This is a genomic window from Rhizobium sp. N122 (assembly GCF_002211295.1).
Taxonomy (GTDB): Bacteria; Pseudomonadota; Alphaproteobacteria; order Rhizobiales; family Rhizobiaceae; genus Rhizobium.
The window spans coordinates 63089-78833 of record NZ_LOKU01000017.1 but is presented as its reverse complement, the minus strand read 5'-3'; the positions used below and the strand labels follow the sequence as shown (position 1 = coordinate 78833).

The following is a 15745-nucleotide window of genomic DNA, read 5'->3' as shown; positions in this document are numbered from 1 at the left end:
GCTATCTCGCTCCCCTCACAAGATCCCGTGCTGCTCTCAAAATGTCTGGGACTTGTGGAACGGCAGCCTTCTCAAGCTCGGGATTATACGGGATCGGCGTTTCGGAGCCCCCAAGACGGACGATCGGTGCATCCAGATAGTCGAACGCATCGCTTTCGGCGATCATGGCACTTATTTCTGCACCGACCCCGAGTGTCTTAACGCCTTCATAGACGCAAAGGAGCTTCGTCGTCTTTTTCACGCTTGCGATCACGGTCGCCCGATCGATCGGCCGCACCGAACGGAGATCGATCACTTCGATGTCAATTCCTTCGGCAGCCAGTTGTTCGGCTGCGTCGAGGGCTTTATGAACCATGATCGACGTCGCAACGATACTGAGATCTTTACCCTGTCGACGGACCTCTGCCTTATCGAGAGGAACCGTGTAGTGACCTTCAGGAACCGGTCCCTTCATTTTATAGAGGAGCTTGTGTTCAAAGATCATCACCGGATCGGGATCGGCGACAGCGGCAAGCAGCATGCCCTTAACATCGTGTGGAGTGGCGGGCTGGACGACCTTCAAACCCGGCACATGTCCCAACCAAGCCTCCAGGCTCTGGCTGTGCTGGGCGGCAGCCCCGGTTCCAGAGCCGGCTGGAAACCGCATGACAACCGGCACTGACACTTCGCCGCCGAGCATGTAGCGCATTTTGGCGGCCTGGTTGACGATTTGCTCCATCGCAAGGGCGGCAAAATCCGAGAACTGAAACTCGAATATCGGCCGCAGTCCCGTCATCGCCGCACCGACAGCCACGCCCGCGCCGCCAAGTTCAGAAATCGGAGTGTCCATCACGCGATCCGGCCCGAACCTGTCGATGAGGTCGCCCGTTACTTGAAAGGCGCCACCGTAGACGCCGATGTCCTCGCCCATCAAAACGACGCGCTCGTCCGCCTCCATCGCGATGGCCATCGCCTCCTGGATCGCCTGGGAGTAGCTGAGTTCTCGAACACTGGTGTCCATTTATGCCTGCTCCGTATAAACATTCTCAGCCAGCTCAGAGACGTCCGGGGCCGGACTTGCCTTTGCAAATTCGATACCTGCTGCGATCTCATCGCGAACCGATTGGCGGATTGCCTCCAGCTCTGCGTCATTCGCGACGCCGAATTCGCGCAGTTGTGTTTCGAACCGGACGATAGGATCGCGGTTGCTCATCCAGTCGTCGATTTCGTCTTTGGTGCGGTAGCGGTTTCGATCGCTCTTGGAGTGACCGCGGTACCGATAGGTTTTGCATTCGATGAGCGATGGCCCCTCGCCGCGCTTGGCGCGTTCAACGGCATTGTGAGTGGCTTCGGCCACCTCGGAGAGCACGTTCCCATCGACGATGACGCCTGGCATGCTGTAAGCGGCGGCGCGGTCGGCGATATTGGCAACCGCCGTGGAGCGCGCGGTCGAGGTCGACATGCCGTAGCCGTTGTTTTCACAAACGAAAATGACCGGCAGCTTCCAAACGGCAGCCATGTTCAAGGCTTCGTGAAAGGCACCTTCGTTGTTTGCACCGTCGCCAAAGAAGCAGATGACCACCTTTCCGGTTTTCAGCCGCTTGGATGTCAGCGCCGCACCAACGGCGATGGGCAAACCGCCTCCGACGATTCCGTTGGCGCCGAGATTGCCGGTCGTAACGTCCGCAATATGCATGGAGCCGCCGCGGCCGGCACAATAACCGGTCGTCTTGCCGAAAAACTCCGCGAACATGCGCTTGACATCCGCGCCCTTGGCGATGCAGTGGCCGTGGCCTCGATGGGTCGAGGTGATCTGATCCTGTTGCGTCAGCGGGAGGCAAACGCCCATGGCGCTTGCTTCCTGGCCGATTGACAGATGCATCGTCCCGTGGATGAGGCCACGTGTGTAACTCTCCTCAGCGCCCTCTTCGAACTGGCGGATGAGGTGCATCTTCCGAAGAGCGTCCAGCAACTGCTCGCGAGGATATTGTCGGTAGATGAAGGGCAGATTGCTGGGATCGGCACTCTTCATCACTCTTGCTGAATTCGCCATTTATGCCTCCCTGCCGTAAACAAGCGCGTCTTGCTTGGCGCGCAAGGCTGCAAGACGAGAGCCTTCCGCGACCGATGCGTTGCTGTAGGTGATCAACTCGCCCTTCTTGATCGGCGCGGTAACCTTGCCCCCTTGCAGCATTCCGCAAGGAATAGCGGCGGCGCTTCGCGCTTCAGGCGCGGTCATGATCCATGCGCGATAGCAGTACTCGCCGATTGCATCGAGCTTTTCGCCGGGCTGAAGATCCTTCTTGGCCACTGCACACACCTCGGCGACAGGGGTGGAAAGAGGGACCATGTCCGGCTTCCCGTAAAGAACGACACGGGCACATGTGAGCGGCACTTCCAGTGACGTAAGATGATAGGGCCGGTGGAAGGTGAAATACGGCCCCTTCCCCATCTTGAGGTCTTCCATGCGCTCCGAGATCCGCGGATGCGACATGTCCGCAACGACGAAGACGCCAGGGGCTACACCCTTGCCAATTGAATAATCGACGACGCCGATCTTGGAGAGCACGCCGCCGTCTTTTTCGGGCACGAGGACCTTCGACAGTTCGTCAAGCGTGGCCGCCGGACCGTGCATGCCAGGTTTATCCGGCACAAGTCCTGTCGCGTTTGCGATGGCGGCCATTTCCACCATGGTTTTCGAGCCGTCGACGAATTCGACAAGCATGCGAACGTTCATGTTCCGACGCGCCGCTTCTTCGGCGTATTGGTCCGGGACCGCGTCGATGTTCAAGGGGTTGTTTTTGCCCTTGCCTGCGGCAACGATCGGATGGCCCATCGCCGAAACAAACTCGATCAGCTCGATGCAAGACGACGGTTCATCTCCGGCGCCGAGCGAATAAGTAACGCCAAGTCGCTCGGCCTCGCTTTTGAGATAGGCGCCGATCGTGACGTCCGCTTCGACGTTCATCATCACGAGGTGCTTGCCGTGCTCCATGGCCGACAGGCCGATTTCCGCACCGACGGCCGGGACACCCGTGGCATCGACGACAACATCGATCAACCCGCTGTTGAGGATATTGGTGGCGTCGGCGGTGATGGCGATCTTCCCGGCTTCGATCACATCGTTGAGTTGGTCAGCGGTCGCGGCTTCGCGATGATGGCCGTCGGCCCGGTAAGCGATATCAACGGCCTCGCGAGCGCGGACGACGTTGAGATCGCAGATTGCCCCGATCTCGATACCGGCCATGTGGGCAACGCGGGTCACGATGTCAGTGCCCATCTCCCCGCTCCCAATCAACCCAATGCGAATAGGCTTTCCCTCGGTCTCTCGACGCACGAGATCGCGTGCAAGCCCGGTTGGCGCAACGTTAATGGGCATTCCAATCCTCCCGAATTCATTCGAGGCAATTGGTACTGTACATTTGTTACATCGTCAACAACTATGTTCTTACTATCCGCGTATTCGACCAGATCAACGCTAGTCGACGGGTGGACAAAGAACTTTTGTTGCAAATACGAACATTGAGGCGAGCCTGCGCGTGCGCAGGCGCCCGACGGCTGAGGAGCATGGCGCCCCCCCCCGTCAACGATTTTTATTGAAACGATTTTTTGCACTGCGGTTTAACACCGTGCGGATCTGCGGAGCAGTGCGCGGGACCCGATGCGCGAACCACTGATGCGCGAAAGGCTCTAGGGTCGTTCGCGCTCGATGGGATCGGTTGCCATCAAGGTTAGCAGAGCGCCCGCCGTCTGCTCATCCGTTACGAAGGTCGTTGGCTTGATTGTCATAAGGGATGCCCGAAGTGCGGCCAGCTTTTCAGGCCCCCCGGAGATCAAAATGCGCTCCGGCGTGCGCCGCAATCGCTCGAGGTTCACCGATATAACCCGAGCATTAACCTCATGGTCGATAACGTTGCCGTCCTTGTCGATGAAGTTATAAAGCACATCTCCGACGGCGCCGGCGTCTATCAAAGAGCGGCGGTCGGCCTCGCTCAGATAGCCGGTGCGGTAGCTCGTCGTCAGCGTGGAGATGCCTCCGACCGAGAGAAGTGCGACGTCGAGCTTGTCTGCCATTTCGAAAATCGCGGCGAGGCCGCATCTTTCCAGCAGTGCGTGCTTCGTCTCGGGGCTATCCACCACGGCCGGTGCCGTGACAAGAAAGCCTTCACCCTTAAAAAGCTCCGCGAACTGCCAGGCAAACTCCGCGGGATTGAAGCGACGAGCAGCCGAAATGCCTCCGAGGAGCGAGACGACGCGAAAATCGTCGAGGGCGGCGCCGGCAATAAACGGCAATGTATTATAAAGGGTGCGCCCCCAACCCACGCCAACGATCATGCCGGAATGCATCAATCCGGTAATCAGCGTTCCCGCAGCTGCCGCAATCACCTTGGTTGGATCGCCTTCGGTATCGGCGAAGGGCGCAACAATGACCTGTTTGATCCCAAATGTCGTCTCCAATTCTCTTTCAAGAGCGATCATATCGGAAAGCGGCGAGGATATGATAACGCGCACTTCGTTCCGGCGACGCGCTTCCGCAAGAAGTCGAACGACCATTACGCGATTGATGCCAAGCTGGGCGGCAATGTCTTGCTGCGTGTAATTCTCTATGTGGTAGAGCCACGCCACTCGCGCCCGAAGCCTTTCAGAATCACTCTGGACCATGACAACTGTCGGCGTGGTCTGCATCTAGCTTCCTTTCGGATGAGTCTCGCTCGGCGCGGATGATATGGCGCGGGATTCAGCCCTTTTCCCGCGAAGTCAGCGCCCTGTCATCGCATTCTGAATTTTGTGTCGTGTACAAGATTTATCTCTCAGTGGATAGGTCGGCAAGAAGTAGTGGTATGCCGCGGCGCTGCACTGCACAAAGTTGTGTGTTTTATGCGTAATGTTCGAAAATTGCACCGATGGCCGGGAGAAAAAATGGGTTGACAGTCGGCATTTATGAACACATTGTATTTATCGATAGCAAATGTTCGCGCCATTGAGCGGATAATTGCTATGATGGAGCGGAGTGGAGGCCGCGCCGAACGGTCTTGCCTCCATTGGCATTCAGCTGATTTATTCAGATTGGGAGGAATAACATCATGACAGTCTTAAGTTCCGGCGTATCGCGCCGTGGATTCCTCAGGCATACCGCAGCTTTTGGGCTCGCCGCGGGCGCGTCCTCGGCCCTCAAGCTGCCCGCGTTTGCGCAATCCGGTCTGCCGGATGTGCAGGCGGTTTTGGACAAGATTTCGGTCAAAGACTATGTCCGCGAGGACTACCAGAAGCTCTACAAAATGTCGAACGATCCGCTGTGGGATCCGGCGAAGGACTGGATCCGTACGGTCGATTGGGAAAAGGTTCGCTCGGAGCAGAGCGGAAAAACGGTCAGATTTGCCGTAGGCGCCGCTGACCAAGAGTCAGCTGCCGAGGGGCTCAAGCCCTTTGAACAGCTGTCCGGCATCAAGGTGGAACTTGTTCCGATTCCCGACGACAGCTTTTACGACAAGGCGGTTTCAGAATTCATTTCCGGAAACGCATCCTTCGACGCTCTGCAGTTCTTCTCGCCCTGGCTCGGTGATTTCGCCGGCCCTGGCTTCCTGGCCGACCTCGGCGAATATGCCGAGAAGTGGAAACTGCCGCTCGACGACTTTTACGACACTTACCGACTGAACTACGGCTACGTCGGCGGCAAGCTGGTTGGTATTCCGTTCGACTGCGACGTTCAGATGGTGCATCTGCGCAAGTCGATCATGGAGAAAATTCTCGGCGGCTCCATCGACCGAGCTCAATCCGTGCCAACCTACGACGAACTCATTCGCATCACTGCCGAAGCAAATAAACTCGGCGGCGGTGTAGCCGGCGTTGGCCTGATGGCGGCCCGTGGTTTCTGGGCGACTTACACCTGGGAACATATCGCGGCGCAAGCCGGCCTTTCCTTGTTCGACAATCAATGGAATCCGCAGCTCACGAGTGATGCCGGAATGAAGGCCATGGATATCATCATGGCTCTGCAGAAAAACGCCATCGAAGGTGTGTCCGGCGCCGGCTGGGGTGAAAACCGCGCCGCCTGGCTCGGCGGCCAGGTTGCAGCAAATATCAGCTGGCAGGACAGCGGCACCCAGGCCATGCGGCCTGATCAGTCGAAGATCGTCGATGATTTTGTTACGATCTACGAGCCCCGCATTTCAGGTGGCGTATTCGCGCCGCCGAATATTGCCGGATCGACCTCCTGCGTTGCAGCCACATCGCAAAACCCCGAGGGCGCGTTCCTTATGCTCGCATTCCTCACGACTTCGTCTATCATGGCGATGAACGAAGCGAATGCGAATGGTGTTGCTCCAGGCTACCGGTCCGTTCTTGCCAACGAACGTCTCCGCGCCGTCAGCCAGCCCATGAAGGTGTGGGCGGACAGTTTGGAACATGCGTGGTGCGCGCCCCGTATTCCAGGGATGTTCGAAATGGAGCAGGCGCTGGGGAATGAAATCAACCGGGCGGTCACCGGTCAGATTTCAGCCAAGGAAGCCCTCGAGAACGGGCAAAAAGCCTGGAAGAGCATTCTGGAGAAGAATGGCTTCTCCGGTGGAAGCGCCCCGATTGCTTACTCGGACGCGGAGCCAGGCCTCTACGTAGGCAAGGGTAAGGCACTGCCTTTCTAAGATCATGACACATTCAACTCAAAGACTTGAAACGGAGGCGGCGTTCGCCGCCTCCGCCATAAGGTTACCCGCTCGACCCCGTCCCCGTTCGGCTACGGCGAGGAAGGTCTTCCCGTATCTCCTAGTTGGACCGGCGGTAGCCTACTTACTCGCGATCACCCTGTATCCAGGTCTGTTCGCGATGTATCAAAGCCTCTTTGTCGTCAAGTTCGTCAACTGGTCTTGGATCGGGCTCGGCAACTACACGCGGATCATCCAGGATCGTGAATTCTGGGCTGCATTGGGAAATACCGCTGTCATCGGCGGCATATCCTTGATCCTGCAATCGGTGATCGCGATGGCTGTGGCCTTCTTCTGTTACCGAGATCCATTTGTCCGCGGTTGGCGCATCATTTTCCTGATGCCGATGCTGTTCATGCCGTCGGCGGTGGCATTCATCTGGAAGCTTGCATTCAATGATGGCCGGGTGATTTCCGATCTCCTCATGTCGATTGGAATCGTCTCCAACAATGTCGACTGGCTTGCCTCTATTTGGCTGGCAAGGCTGACCCTGATTGTCGCGGACGTGTGGCAGTGGACACCGTTTCTCTTCATCATCTTCGTCGGAGCCCTTCAGGGGCAGGACGAGGAAATCGAGGAAGCGGCTCGATTGGACGGGGCAAGCTGGAGCAGCATTTTCTGGAACATCTCACTGCCGATGATGAGACCTATCATCGTGGTTGCCGTAACGCTGCGCGGCATCGACATCACAACGATGTTCACGAACGTCTACATCATGACCCAGGGCACACCGGGCGGGGCAACGGAGACGATGAGCTACTTCATCTATCGTCAAGGCTTCAGGATGTTCAATTTCGGATACGCCTCCGCGGCATCGGTGCTGATGCTGATCTTTACGATCGTCATCGCTCAAACTGTCGTCAAGCGCGCATTCAAATCTGGGAAATCATGATATGGCTAGTATTCGAAAAAGCGGCGGCGAAAGCTTCCTTCTTCGCTACATCATACTTGGCGCCTGGGCCCTTGTTTGCCTTGTTCCGATCATCTGGTTCCTCACAATAGGGTTCAGACCAAGAACTGAAATCATCGTGCCAAGGCCGATCTACTGGCCGACATGGAGTTTGGACGCCTGGCGCCTGCTCGTCAGCGATTGGCCGATAGCTTCGTATCTGCGAAATTCGGTCGTTGCAGTGGCGGGCTCTGTCGTCATTGATCTGCTGCTGGCTATTCCCGCAGCCTTCGCGCTCGCTCGCTATGAGTTCCGTGGCCGAGAGGACATCGGTTTCTACATCCTGTCCACGCGTATGATGGCGCCGGCCATCGTTGCGGTGCCCATCTTCTTTCTGTTCAAAAATATGGGTTTGCTGGATTCCGTCTGGGCTTTGATGCTCATTTACGCGGCCATCAATCTCAGCCTCGTCACCTGGATCATTCGCAGCTACATGCTGGATATTCCGAAGGAGTTGGAGGACGCGGCACGCACCGATGGCGCCGGGGACTTGACCATTCTTTGGGAAATCATGATCCCGGCTTGCCTGCCCGGCATTATCACCGCTGCGGTCATAGCGGCTATCTTCGCAATCAACGAATTCTTGTTCACCCTTCTCATCGCGTCGACCTCAAAGGCTTACACGATGTCAGTTGCCCTCGCCAACTTCACAGGCGGCTCCGATGGGGTGATCTACAACGCAATCGCACTCGTCTCGTTCCTCGCATTCGCTCCGATCTTGATCCTCGTTGTCCTGATCCAGAAGCATCTGTCGCGCGGCCTAACGATGGGCGCAGTGAAAGGATAATTCCATGGCTTCTATTGAACTTAAGAACGTCGTGAAGAGCTTTGGCTCCTTCTTTGGCGTTCAAGATGTCACTCTCGATATCGCCGATGAGGAGTTTCTGGTCCTCTTGGGGCCGTCGGGCTGCGGAAAGACCACGACCATGCGCATGATTGCTGGTCTGGAGCATCCCACCGGGGGCGAGATAAGCATCGGCGGCAACGTTGTGAACGAGGTGGATGCCCGCGATCGAGATGTCGCGATGGTTTTCCAAGGCTATGCCCTGTACCCGAACATGTCTATCTACGAGAACATTCGGTTTCCCCTCAGAATGAGGCGCATTCCGAAGGACAAGCATGACAGCCTCGTTCGTCGCGCCGCGGATATGGTTGAACTTGGGCCGTTTCTCGAGCGCAAGCCCGGCGCGCTTTCCGGCGGCCAGAGACAGCGCGCTGCGCTCGCGCGCGCCATCGTTCGCCAGCCGCAAGTCTTTCTGATGGACGAGCCGCTGTCGAACCTCGATGCGAAGCTGCGTGCCAGCATGCGCGTCCAAATCAAGCATATGCAGCGCGACCTGAAGGTGACCACAGTTTACGTGACGCACGACCAGATCGAGGCAATGACACTGGCAGATCGGATCGTCATTATGAATAAAGGCATAATTCAGCAGATCGGCACCCCCGATGAGATCTATTCAAATCCGGCAAATACGTTTGTGGCAGGGTTCATCGGCTCGCCGCCGATGAATTTGGTGTTGGGCTCTGCGCACAATGGAATTTTCTCGGCTCCTGGCGTGAAGGTCGCCTGCCCTGCAAAGCTTTCCGGTCAGGTTACCCTCGGCTTCCGGCCGGAGGATTGCCTGATCGGCGGCGAAAATCTCCAGGGCACCGTTTACGGCGTCGAGCCGACAGGTGACATCACCTACCTGTCCGTCCGCACCCCGGAGAAGACCTTTGAAATCAAAACCGGCCGGGATTTCCGGGCAAAAATTGATTCCACCGTATCCATCGGGTTTGACCCCAGCCGGCTCTACTATTTCGACGGCGACGGCAACAGGATCGGAGTTCAGTGATGTCGGCGACCTTTGATTTCAGCTGCGTCGGCTTTTACACTTTCGATGCTCTCTGCCGACCGGTGGCGGAAATCCCGCCAGGGGGGCAAACCCTTTTCGTGGAAGACTTCACCCTGGCCGTATCCGGCGCGGCCGGTTCCGCGGCGATTGTGGCTGCCAAGTACGGCCTCAATGTGCAAGCGGTTGGCGGCGTGGGCTACGATGACATGGGCGACTGGGTCCGTGCGAAGCTCCAGACTTTCGGCATAGACACCACGATGATGCGGCGCTACGAGGGCTACTCAACATCCTCCTCAATCGTGACGACAAGGCCGAACGGTCAGCGACCGGCACTTCACAAGCGCGGTGCGACCGATGCGTTTTTTGTATCAGATTCGGAAATAGATCGCGTTTTAGACACCAAAATCCTGCACGTGGGTGGGGTCGGTCTGATGAATCGGATGGATGACTCCGGCCGTACCGCGGAAATCATGGCGGAAGCGCGCCGTCGAGGCGTGATAACAACGCTTGACGTCTTCGCTTCAACGCCGGACGACCTTCCCAAAGTCGAAGCTCTCTTGCCTTACACGGATTACTTCCTGCCCTCTGAGGAGGAAGCGCAGGCACTTTCTGGATTGGCCCACAACAAGGATTTGGCGGATTTCCTTCTCAGCAGAGGGGCGAAGTGTGTCATTCTGACTTTGGGCGCAGCGGGCGCCTACTATCATGATGAGGCAGGCTTGGAGTTCCACTCGCCGGCGTTCCAGGTCGATGTAAAGTGCACATGCGGGTGCGGCGACTGCTTCAATGGCGGTTTCGCGAGCGGCTTGGTAAAAGGACTGTCGCCTCGAGATGCAGTCGAACTTGGCCAGGCATCCTCCGCATTGAACGCCACGGGTTTGGGAAGTCAGGCTGGCGTGGCCAACTATGATGCGACTCGTGCATTTATTAAGGCGACACCCAGACGCGAATTGCGATATGATATTGTGGCCTAAAAAAGGTGCAATGAGGGAAGAGGGTAGGTTGGCATGCCGCCAGAATTCGCTCCACAAACGACGCAACTGAAAGACGTATTGAGATCGTTGCGCTATACCCTCAAGAAGGGGCGCGACACGATGAAGGAGACTGCGCCCCGCCGGCTGCCGGCACCGGCATCGGGTATCGCTCTTTCAGCACTTGGCGAGATTGAGGTCCTTGCTCGCAACGTTGATTTATTCGTCTGCAGTTTTGCCCATTCCGTCTTGAGCGATTCTGCGACGAATTCCGAAAGCCTGCGCGAGATCGCTGCTTCTTCTCGGCCCGACTATAAGTTTTCGGTCGCCTATTATGGAACGATGAAGCTCGTCCTGAGCCACCTTGGCGCAAAGAGAGCTCTAGTCAATCAGAGTGCCGGCCGGCGGGCCTTTGTAAGACTGGCGCGTTCCCGAGACGTCTTCGAGCTGGCCGCCCAACTGACCTTGCAGCTTGCGGATGACGGATCGATAGCAATCGATCAGTTAGACGACCGATCACCCGTCATGGGCTCCAGGACCATCGTCGTCGCGGTCTTTGCAGCGATGCTCTCATTGCTCGCGGAGTCGGACGATGCTGAGAAAGAAGCGATGATCTTCGCCGCGACCGATCTTGCGGTCGCTCTTCAAGAAAAGATCCTGGATATTTATCAGAAGAGAGATTCTTCGGCTTTGGCCTCGCTCTTTGAACGGTGCGCGGCCCATGTTTGATTTATCGCGCTCAATGCACAATCTTCCCCGAACCAACAAGCCGCTAAGGGTGGCGGTCAGGCAGTTACACTGGTTCAAGGCAGCCTTTCATGCACACGCGGCCTTCTGCGGCGAAGCGATTGCGTGCGACTTTGCCATCGACGACGCCAAGCTAGCGGGTGCATTTGTTCGCTGGCTTGACAGTATCGATCGCCAGAAGCCGAAGGAAAAGGTCGAACGACGCGAGTTTTTTCAGTTTGCACCCTCTCTGGTATTGCGCGAACTCGTAGCGGACCTGCCGATTAAGGCAGTGTGTGCACCCACCCGCCTCGACCCCAAGTCGGCGGCGGCGTTCTGGCCCGAAGGATATGTGGCCACCACATTTTGCCTGACTGTCTATGCTGCCACGATGGACCAGGAATTTCATATAGATGTCCATATCAGCCAAATGGTGGATGATCTTCGTAGCTGGTGGTCCTTTCGCGAAAATGCCAACCAGGACATGGATTATGCCGCGGGCTTTTTCCAGATGTTGCTTGGCAATCAACCGAATTGGTGGATGCCGAGCAATTTCAACGCTCGCACCCGCTCCGTAGACGACGTCGCCGATATTGAGGCCATACCCCTGCGAAACTGACGTCCAGAGGCTCTTTCAGCGGGAGGTCACGTCGGATTCTATCCGCAGCTTAGCGCCAAGCGACGCCATACGACATCTCGCTAAAAGCGACAGGAACATTGAGGGGTCGGTTCCGGTAAGGGCGTAATGACACCGCAAATGCCGATGCAATGTTCACGCAGGGGGATGGCGTCGATTTTCACCATGTCGCCCTCGCAAGGGGGTATTTCAGAGGATCTGCTCGGAAGACTGTCGTCGGAGGGACAGATATTGATCCTCGGAAATGGTGGCTGCAACAAAGTCCATAGCAGCGCGTATCGTCGGCGCGTTGCGCAAATCGCGATGAACCATGAGCCAGATGTCGCGCGCAAAAGATGGTATGTGCTCGCCGATCCGGACGAGATCACGGTCCCGCTCCCCGATAAAGCAGGGTAAACCGGCAACGCCCACGCCAGCCCGCACGGCGATCAGGTGCTCACTTGAATGAGTCAGCTCGCAGACCACTGGGCGATCGCCGGCAATGCCGAGCAACCACGATTGCGCTGGCGTGTCGGCATAGGTCTGATCCCAGGCAATGAACTCCCAGTGTTCGGGCGCAGACAGATGGGCGTAAGAGCGATGCGCATAGAGGCCGAAGGCCATCGTCCCAATTTTTCGCGCCACGCTGCTTGCCTCATCAGGCTGCACGAACCGCACGGCGACATCGGCTTCGCGGCGGCTGAGTGAAACCCGCCTGCCCTGTGCCGAGAGCGAAAGCCGGATCTCCGGATATTCCCTCCTGAAACGTGGCAGATGGTCGGCCAGAAGATGCGTAACGAGAACAGGCGGCGCGCTCAGAGTGACGCGACCGGCAAGTGGAGCGTGTGCAGCCTTCGCCAAGCGGGCAATGGCGTGAGCACCCGCTTCCATCTCCAGGGCCCGCTCGAACACCTGTGTTCCTGTCGCTGTGAGGCGGCAGGACCGCGGCAGGCGGTCCACGAGCCGCACGTCCAGGGCGGCCTCAAGAGCGGCAAGCCGTCGACTGACTGTCGCGTGATCCACTTTGAGGCTGCGGGCAGCGCCGGAGAGCGTTTCGCTCTGCGCCACAGCTAGGAAATGCCGGACATCTTCCCAATCGACCATCTTATCATCTGTGCGAAATCTCAAGGATCATTCGCATATTTACCGAATTTTCGCACAGAGTACATCGATCTATTCTAGCGGCGAATTCAAAGGAGAATAGAACGTTATGCCCGGACATCGCTTCAAGATTGGCATCGTTGGCTTGCAGCCGGGCAGAAGCTGGGCCGCGCGAGCCCATATTCCCGCACTGCGCGCGCTCTCCGAGACTTTCGAAATCGTTGGCGTCGCCAATACGAGCAAGGCTAGCGGGGAAGCAGCCGCGGCGGCATATGGACTGCCAAGGGCGTTTGCAGATGTTGCCGAACTGATCGCATCGCCGGAGGTCGACATTGTCACCGTCACGGTTAAGGTGCCTCCTCACTTCGAGATTGTGAAAGCAGCAATCGAGGCGGGCAAACATGTATACTGCGAATGGCCGCTCGGTAACGGATTGGCCGAAGCCGAAGAAATGGCCGCGCTCGCTCGAACTAGAGGGATGTTGGGTGTCGTCGGAACTCAGGCGCGCGTCGCTCCGGAGATCGAGTATCTGAAACACTTGGTCGCCGATGGCTTCGTTGGAGAGGTGTTGTCGACTACCTTGGTGGCGCGAGGCGGCGCCGCTCTGGGTGCTGCCATCATCCCTGATAAGAAGACCTACGGCTATTTGCTGGATCGCGCCAATGGCGCCAACCTGCTGACGATCCCTGTGGGCCATACGTTGGCGGCGCTCAGGGATGTTTTAGGGGGGCTCGCGGAAATCTCCGCGATCCTGGCGACCCGGCGGCCCACGGCACTTGCTGTCGATACCGGCGAGACCTTGCCAACTTCCTCGCCGGACCAGGTGATTGTTAGCGGAATCCTGGAGAGGGGCGTAACCGTCTCCATCCACTACCGTGGTGGCACGCCGCGGGACGGCGACGGCCTGTTTTGGGAAATTCACGGCACCGAAGGCGACATTCGTGTCTCGGGTTCCTCCGGTCATACGCAGATGGTGCAGCTTTCTCTCATGGGCGGGCGCGGTGAGGAGAAGACGTTCCGGCCGCTGGAGATCCCAGCCTCATACCGCGTTGGCTGGCCGCAGGACGTCGAGCCGGGGAACGTCGCACGTCTCTATGCCAGAATGGCACGCGATCTGCGGGACGGCACCCGCACTGCGCCAAGCTTCGAGGACGCGGTCGCAGTGCATCGCGTCATCGCTGCGATCGAGAGAGCGGCCGAAAGCGGAAGTCGCATTGTCCTAGCCTGATCCGAAAGTCGCGAGGGAATGAACTGCCGTCATCACCGGCGCCGGATGTGGCGGTCCGAATCAATGTCAATGGCATTTGAACTGAAAGGGTCCGGGCGGTTCTCCCAAGCGATCAGTGCGGTATCTCATCTCGCTGACCTTAAAGGCGCGGTCGCGGCCAGCCATTGACGCGTGCGGGCCTCGGGATTGGGGCTGCGAACAATATCGGTGACCACGGCAGCGCTGTCTGCGCCTTTTTCGAACACCAGCGGCGCGCGCTCGACCGTGATGCCGCCGATGGCGACGAGCGGTGTTCGCCCGGCGCGCCGCCGCCACTCCGCGATGCGCTCGACGCCTTGCGGCGCCCATTTCATCTCTTTGAGGACCGTGGGCCACACCGGTCCCAGCGCGACGTAGTCCGGCTCGACCGCCAGCGCAGTTTCCAGCTCCGATATGTCGTGGGTCGAAAGGCCGAGCTTCAGGCCGGCGCGGCGGATGGCTGTGATATCGGCGGCCATCAGGTCTTCCTGCCCGAGATGAACGAAATCGCATCCCTCGTCGATTGCCAGCTTCCAGTGATCATTGACGACCAATCGGCAGCCCGCTGCCAAACAGGCGACCTTCGAACGCCGTATCTCCTCGCGAAGCGCGGAGTCTGAACGGTCCTTGACGCGCAGTTGGACGAGTTTGACGCCAAGCGGCACGAGACGTTCGATCCATTTGGCGCTGTCGACGATGAGATAGAAGGGATCAAGTTTCATGAGAAGGCGGCCTTTACTTAACGGCTCCTCCCAAAGAGAAGCCAGCCTTGAACTGATGAGACATCCCCAGAAACAAGACAATGACCGGAAGAGAGTAAATGAGAGAATATGCGGCGATCGCTCCGTAATCGATAGAGTTGGAACCCATGAACCCGAAGAGATGAACGGGAGCGGGTTGGTCCGCAAGGCTGTTGATCAGCACGACCGGCATGAGGAAATTGCCCCATGCGTTGACGAAACCAAAAATTGCCGATGATGCGAGGCCGGGTTTCGTCAAGGGAAGAATGACTCGGTAGAGAATCTGAAGGGTTGTCGCCTGTTCAAGTGCGGCCGCCTCCTCGAGCTCCGGTGGTATTGCATCAATAAAGTTCTTCAACTGATAGATCTGAAACGGGATTGCCGTCACGCCCAGCAATATCCCGGTCGGCACGATGGACAGCCAACCGAGTATGGTGAACATCTTGTAGACAGGGACGATCAGGATTGAGATCGGCACGCCCGAGAGAAACAAGATGGTCAGCAGAAGCGGATTCTTGAAAGGGATATTGTGTTTTGAAAACACATAGGCGGCGACGAACGCAGCGGTCGTGCCCACCACCGTCGCAACCGTCGACAGGAGGAGGCTGTTTGCGAGCGCTGCAAGATTGTCTGCCTGAACCGCGACCCAATAATGTTCTGCCGTCAATTCCGGCAGCTTCAGCTGGTTCGTCGCACTATGATCGACGGAAGCAAGGATCAGCCAAAGCATGGGCAGCGAGAAAAAAAGCGCTAGAAGGAGCGCGGTCGAGTTGCTGACAAGCCGGGCCCACGTCAGGCGTCTTGGCCTGTTTGCGATCAACCCGGACGGCGGGGTTGACATACGGTCGAATGAGACTGCGTTCATGACGATTACCCGTTAC

Annotated in this window: 15 protein-coding genes; 8 read left to right on the top strand and 7 right to left on the bottom strand. The window is 57.7% G+C overall.

What is annotated here, in order from left to right; genetic code table 11:
• Position 1: 1 nt before the first annotated feature.
• The 4 genes from ATY75_RS14630 to ATY75_RS14615 all read right to left on the bottom strand — a co-directional run bounded on the left by ATY75_RS14630 (position 2) and on the right by ATY75_RS14615 (position 4665).
• The gene (locus ATY75_RS14630; RefSeq protein WP_064843925.1) at positions 2-1000 is read right to left on the bottom strand and encodes an alpha-ketoacid dehydrogenase subunit beta; all 999 of its coding nucleotides are present in this window, start codon (positions 998-1000) and stop codon (positions 2-4) included.
• On the bottom strand, positions 1001-2032 hold the full coding sequence (locus ATY75_RS14625; protein ID WP_049732306.1) for a thiamine pyrophosphate-dependent dehydrogenase E1 component subunit alpha: 1032 nt from the start codon (positions 2030-2032) through the stop codon (positions 1001-1003). It abuts the gene before it with no gap.
• Positions 2033-3358 carry an NAD(P)H-dependent oxidoreductase gene (locus tag ATY75_RS14620; protein ID WP_088938106.1) on the bottom strand — a complete coding sequence of 442 codons (1326 nt, stop codon included), beginning with the start codon at positions 3356-3358 and terminating at the stop codon, positions 2033-2035. It abuts the gene before it with no gap.
• A 311-nt stretch (positions 3359-3669) separates the two neighbouring features.
• A complete protein-coding gene (locus ATY75_RS14615) occupies positions 3670-4665 on the bottom strand; it encodes a sugar-binding transcriptional regulator (RefSeq protein WP_088938105.1) in 996 nt (331 codons plus the stop codon).
• Positions 4666-5063: 398 nt separating this feature from the next.
• Here ATY75_RS14615 and ATY75_RS14610 point away from each other — a divergent pair, with 398 nt between their 5' ends.
• From ATY75_RS14610 to ATY75_RS14580, 7 genes are read left to right on the top strand one after another with little or no spacing between them, the layout of a single operon-like run.
• The gene (locus ATY75_RS14610; RefSeq protein ID WP_088938104.1) at positions 5064-6620 is read left to right on the top strand and encodes an extracellular solute-binding protein; all 1557 of its coding nucleotides are present in this window, start codon (positions 5064-5066) and stop codon (positions 6618-6620) included.
• A 4-nt stretch (positions 6621-6624) separates the two neighbouring features.
• On the top strand, positions 6625-7572 hold the full coding sequence (locus tag ATY75_RS33920) for a sugar ABC transporter permease (RefSeq protein ID WP_143535304.1): 948 nt from the start codon (positions 6625-6627) through the stop codon (positions 7570-7572).
• Position 7573: 1 nt separating this feature from the next.
• Entirely contained in the window at positions 7574-8416 is an 843-nt protein-coding gene (locus tag ATY75_RS14600) for a carbohydrate ABC transporter permease (protein ID WP_064843919.1), read from the top strand.
• A 4-nt stretch (positions 8417-8420) separates the two neighbouring features.
• A complete protein-coding gene (locus tag ATY75_RS14595; RefSeq protein WP_088938103.1) occupies positions 8421-9464 on the top strand; it encodes an ABC transporter ATP-binding protein in 1044 nt (347 codons plus the stop codon).
• Positions 9464-10438 (top strand): sugar kinase, encoded by a 975-nt coding sequence (locus ATY75_RS14590; protein ID WP_088938102.1) that lies wholly within the window; start codon positions 9464-9466, stop codon positions 10436-10438. The genes ATY75_RS14595 and ATY75_RS14590 overlap by 1 nt, the downstream gene beginning before the upstream one ends.
• A gap of 33 nt (positions 10439-10471) precedes the next feature.
• A complete protein-coding gene (locus ATY75_RS14585) occupies positions 10472-11164 on the top strand; it encodes a hypothetical protein (RefSeq protein ID WP_088938101.1) in 693 nt (230 codons plus the stop codon).
• On the top strand, positions 11157-11780 hold the full coding sequence (locus ATY75_RS14580; protein WP_064843915.1) for a hypothetical protein: 624 nt from the start codon (positions 11157-11159) through the stop codon (positions 11778-11780). The genes ATY75_RS14585 and ATY75_RS14580 overlap by 8 nt, the downstream gene beginning before the upstream one ends.
• 207 nt (positions 11781-11987) lie before the next feature.
• Here the strand turns inward: ATY75_RS14580 and ATY75_RS14575 are convergent, their stop codons facing one another.
• On the bottom strand, positions 11988-12881 hold the full coding sequence (locus tag ATY75_RS14575; RefSeq protein WP_088938100.1) for a LysR family transcriptional regulator: 894 nt from the start codon (positions 12879-12881) through the stop codon (positions 11988-11990).
• Positions 12882-12987: 106 nt separating this feature from the next.
• On the opposite strand from ATY75_RS14575, the gene ATY75_RS14570 reads away from it, so the two are divergent.
• Entirely contained in the window at positions 12988-14106 is a 1119-nt protein-coding gene (locus tag ATY75_RS14570; RefSeq protein ID WP_088938099.1) for a Gfo/Idh/MocA family oxidoreductase, read from the top strand.
• 125 nt (positions 14107-14231) lie between these two features.
• Here ATY75_RS14570 and ATY75_RS14565 read toward each other — a convergent pair whose 3' ends face one another.
• Positions 14232-14846: a thiamine phosphate synthase gene (locus ATY75_RS14565; protein WP_088938098.1), complete on the bottom strand. Its 615-nt coding sequence runs from the start codon at positions 14844-14846 to the stop codon at positions 14232-14234.
• A gap of 13 nt (positions 14847-14859) precedes the next feature.
• Positions 14860-15729 (bottom strand): carbohydrate ABC transporter permease, encoded by an 870-nt coding sequence (locus ATY75_RS14560; RefSeq protein ID WP_064843912.1) that lies wholly within the window; start codon positions 15727-15729, stop codon positions 14860-14862.
• Positions 15730-15745 lie beyond the last annotated feature (16 nt).

Bases quoted from the DNA above. Each gene is read 5' to 3' on its own strand.
- ATY75_RS14630 (WP_064843925.1), bottom strand. From the start codon at position 1,000: ATGGACACCAGTGTTCGAGAACTCAGCTACTCCCAGGCGATCCAGGAG.
- ATY75_RS14625 (WP_049732306.1), bottom strand. From the start codon at position 2,032: ATGGCGAATTCAGCAAGAGTGATGAAGAGTGCCGATCCCAGCAATCTG.
- ATY75_RS14620 (WP_088938106.1), bottom strand. From the start codon at position 3,358: ATGCCCATTAACGTTGCGCCAACCGGGCTTGCACGCGATCTCGTGCGT.
- ATY75_RS14615 (WP_088938105.1), bottom strand. From the start codon at position 4,665: ATGCAGACCACGCCGACAGTTGTCATGGTCCAGAGTGATTCTGAAAGG.
- ATY75_RS14610 (WP_088938104.1), top strand. From the start codon at position 5,064: ATGACAGTCTTAAGTTCCGGCGTATCGCGCCGTGGATTCCTCAGGCAT.
- ATY75_RS33920 (WP_143535304.1), top strand. From the start codon at position 6,625: ATGACACATTCAACTCAAAGACTTGAAACGGAGGCGGCGTTCGCCGCC.
- ATY75_RS14600 (WP_064843919.1), top strand. From the start codon at position 7,574: ATGGCTAGTATTCGAAAAAGCGGCGGCGAAAGCTTCCTTCTTCGCTAC.
- ATY75_RS14595 (WP_088938103.1), top strand. From the start codon at position 8,421: ATGGCTTCTATTGAACTTAAGAACGTCGTGAAGAGCTTTGGCTCCTTC.
- ATY75_RS14590 (WP_088938102.1), top strand. From the start codon at position 9,464: ATGTCGGCGACCTTTGATTTCAGCTGCGTCGGCTTTTACACTTTCGAT.
- ATY75_RS14585 (WP_088938101.1), top strand. From the start codon at position 10,472: ATGCCGCCAGAATTCGCTCCACAAACGACGCAACTGAAAGACGTATTG.
- ATY75_RS14580 (WP_064843915.1), top strand. From the start codon at position 11,157: ATGTTTGATTTATCGCGCTCAATGCACAATCTTCCCCGAACCAACAAG.
- ATY75_RS14575 (WP_088938100.1), bottom strand. From the start codon at position 12,881: ATGGTCGATTGGGAAGATGTCCGGCATTTCCTAGCTGTGGCGCAGAGC.
- ATY75_RS14570 (WP_088938099.1), top strand. From the start codon at position 12,988: ATGCCCGGACATCGCTTCAAGATTGGCATCGTTGGCTTGCAGCCGGGC.
- ATY75_RS14565 (WP_088938098.1), bottom strand. From the start codon at position 14,846: ATGAAACTTGATCCCTTCTATCTCATCGTCGACAGCGCCAAATGGATC.
- ATY75_RS14560 (WP_064843912.1), bottom strand. From the start codon at position 15,729: ATGAACGCAGTCTCATTCGACCGTATGTCAACCCCGCCGTCCGGGTTG.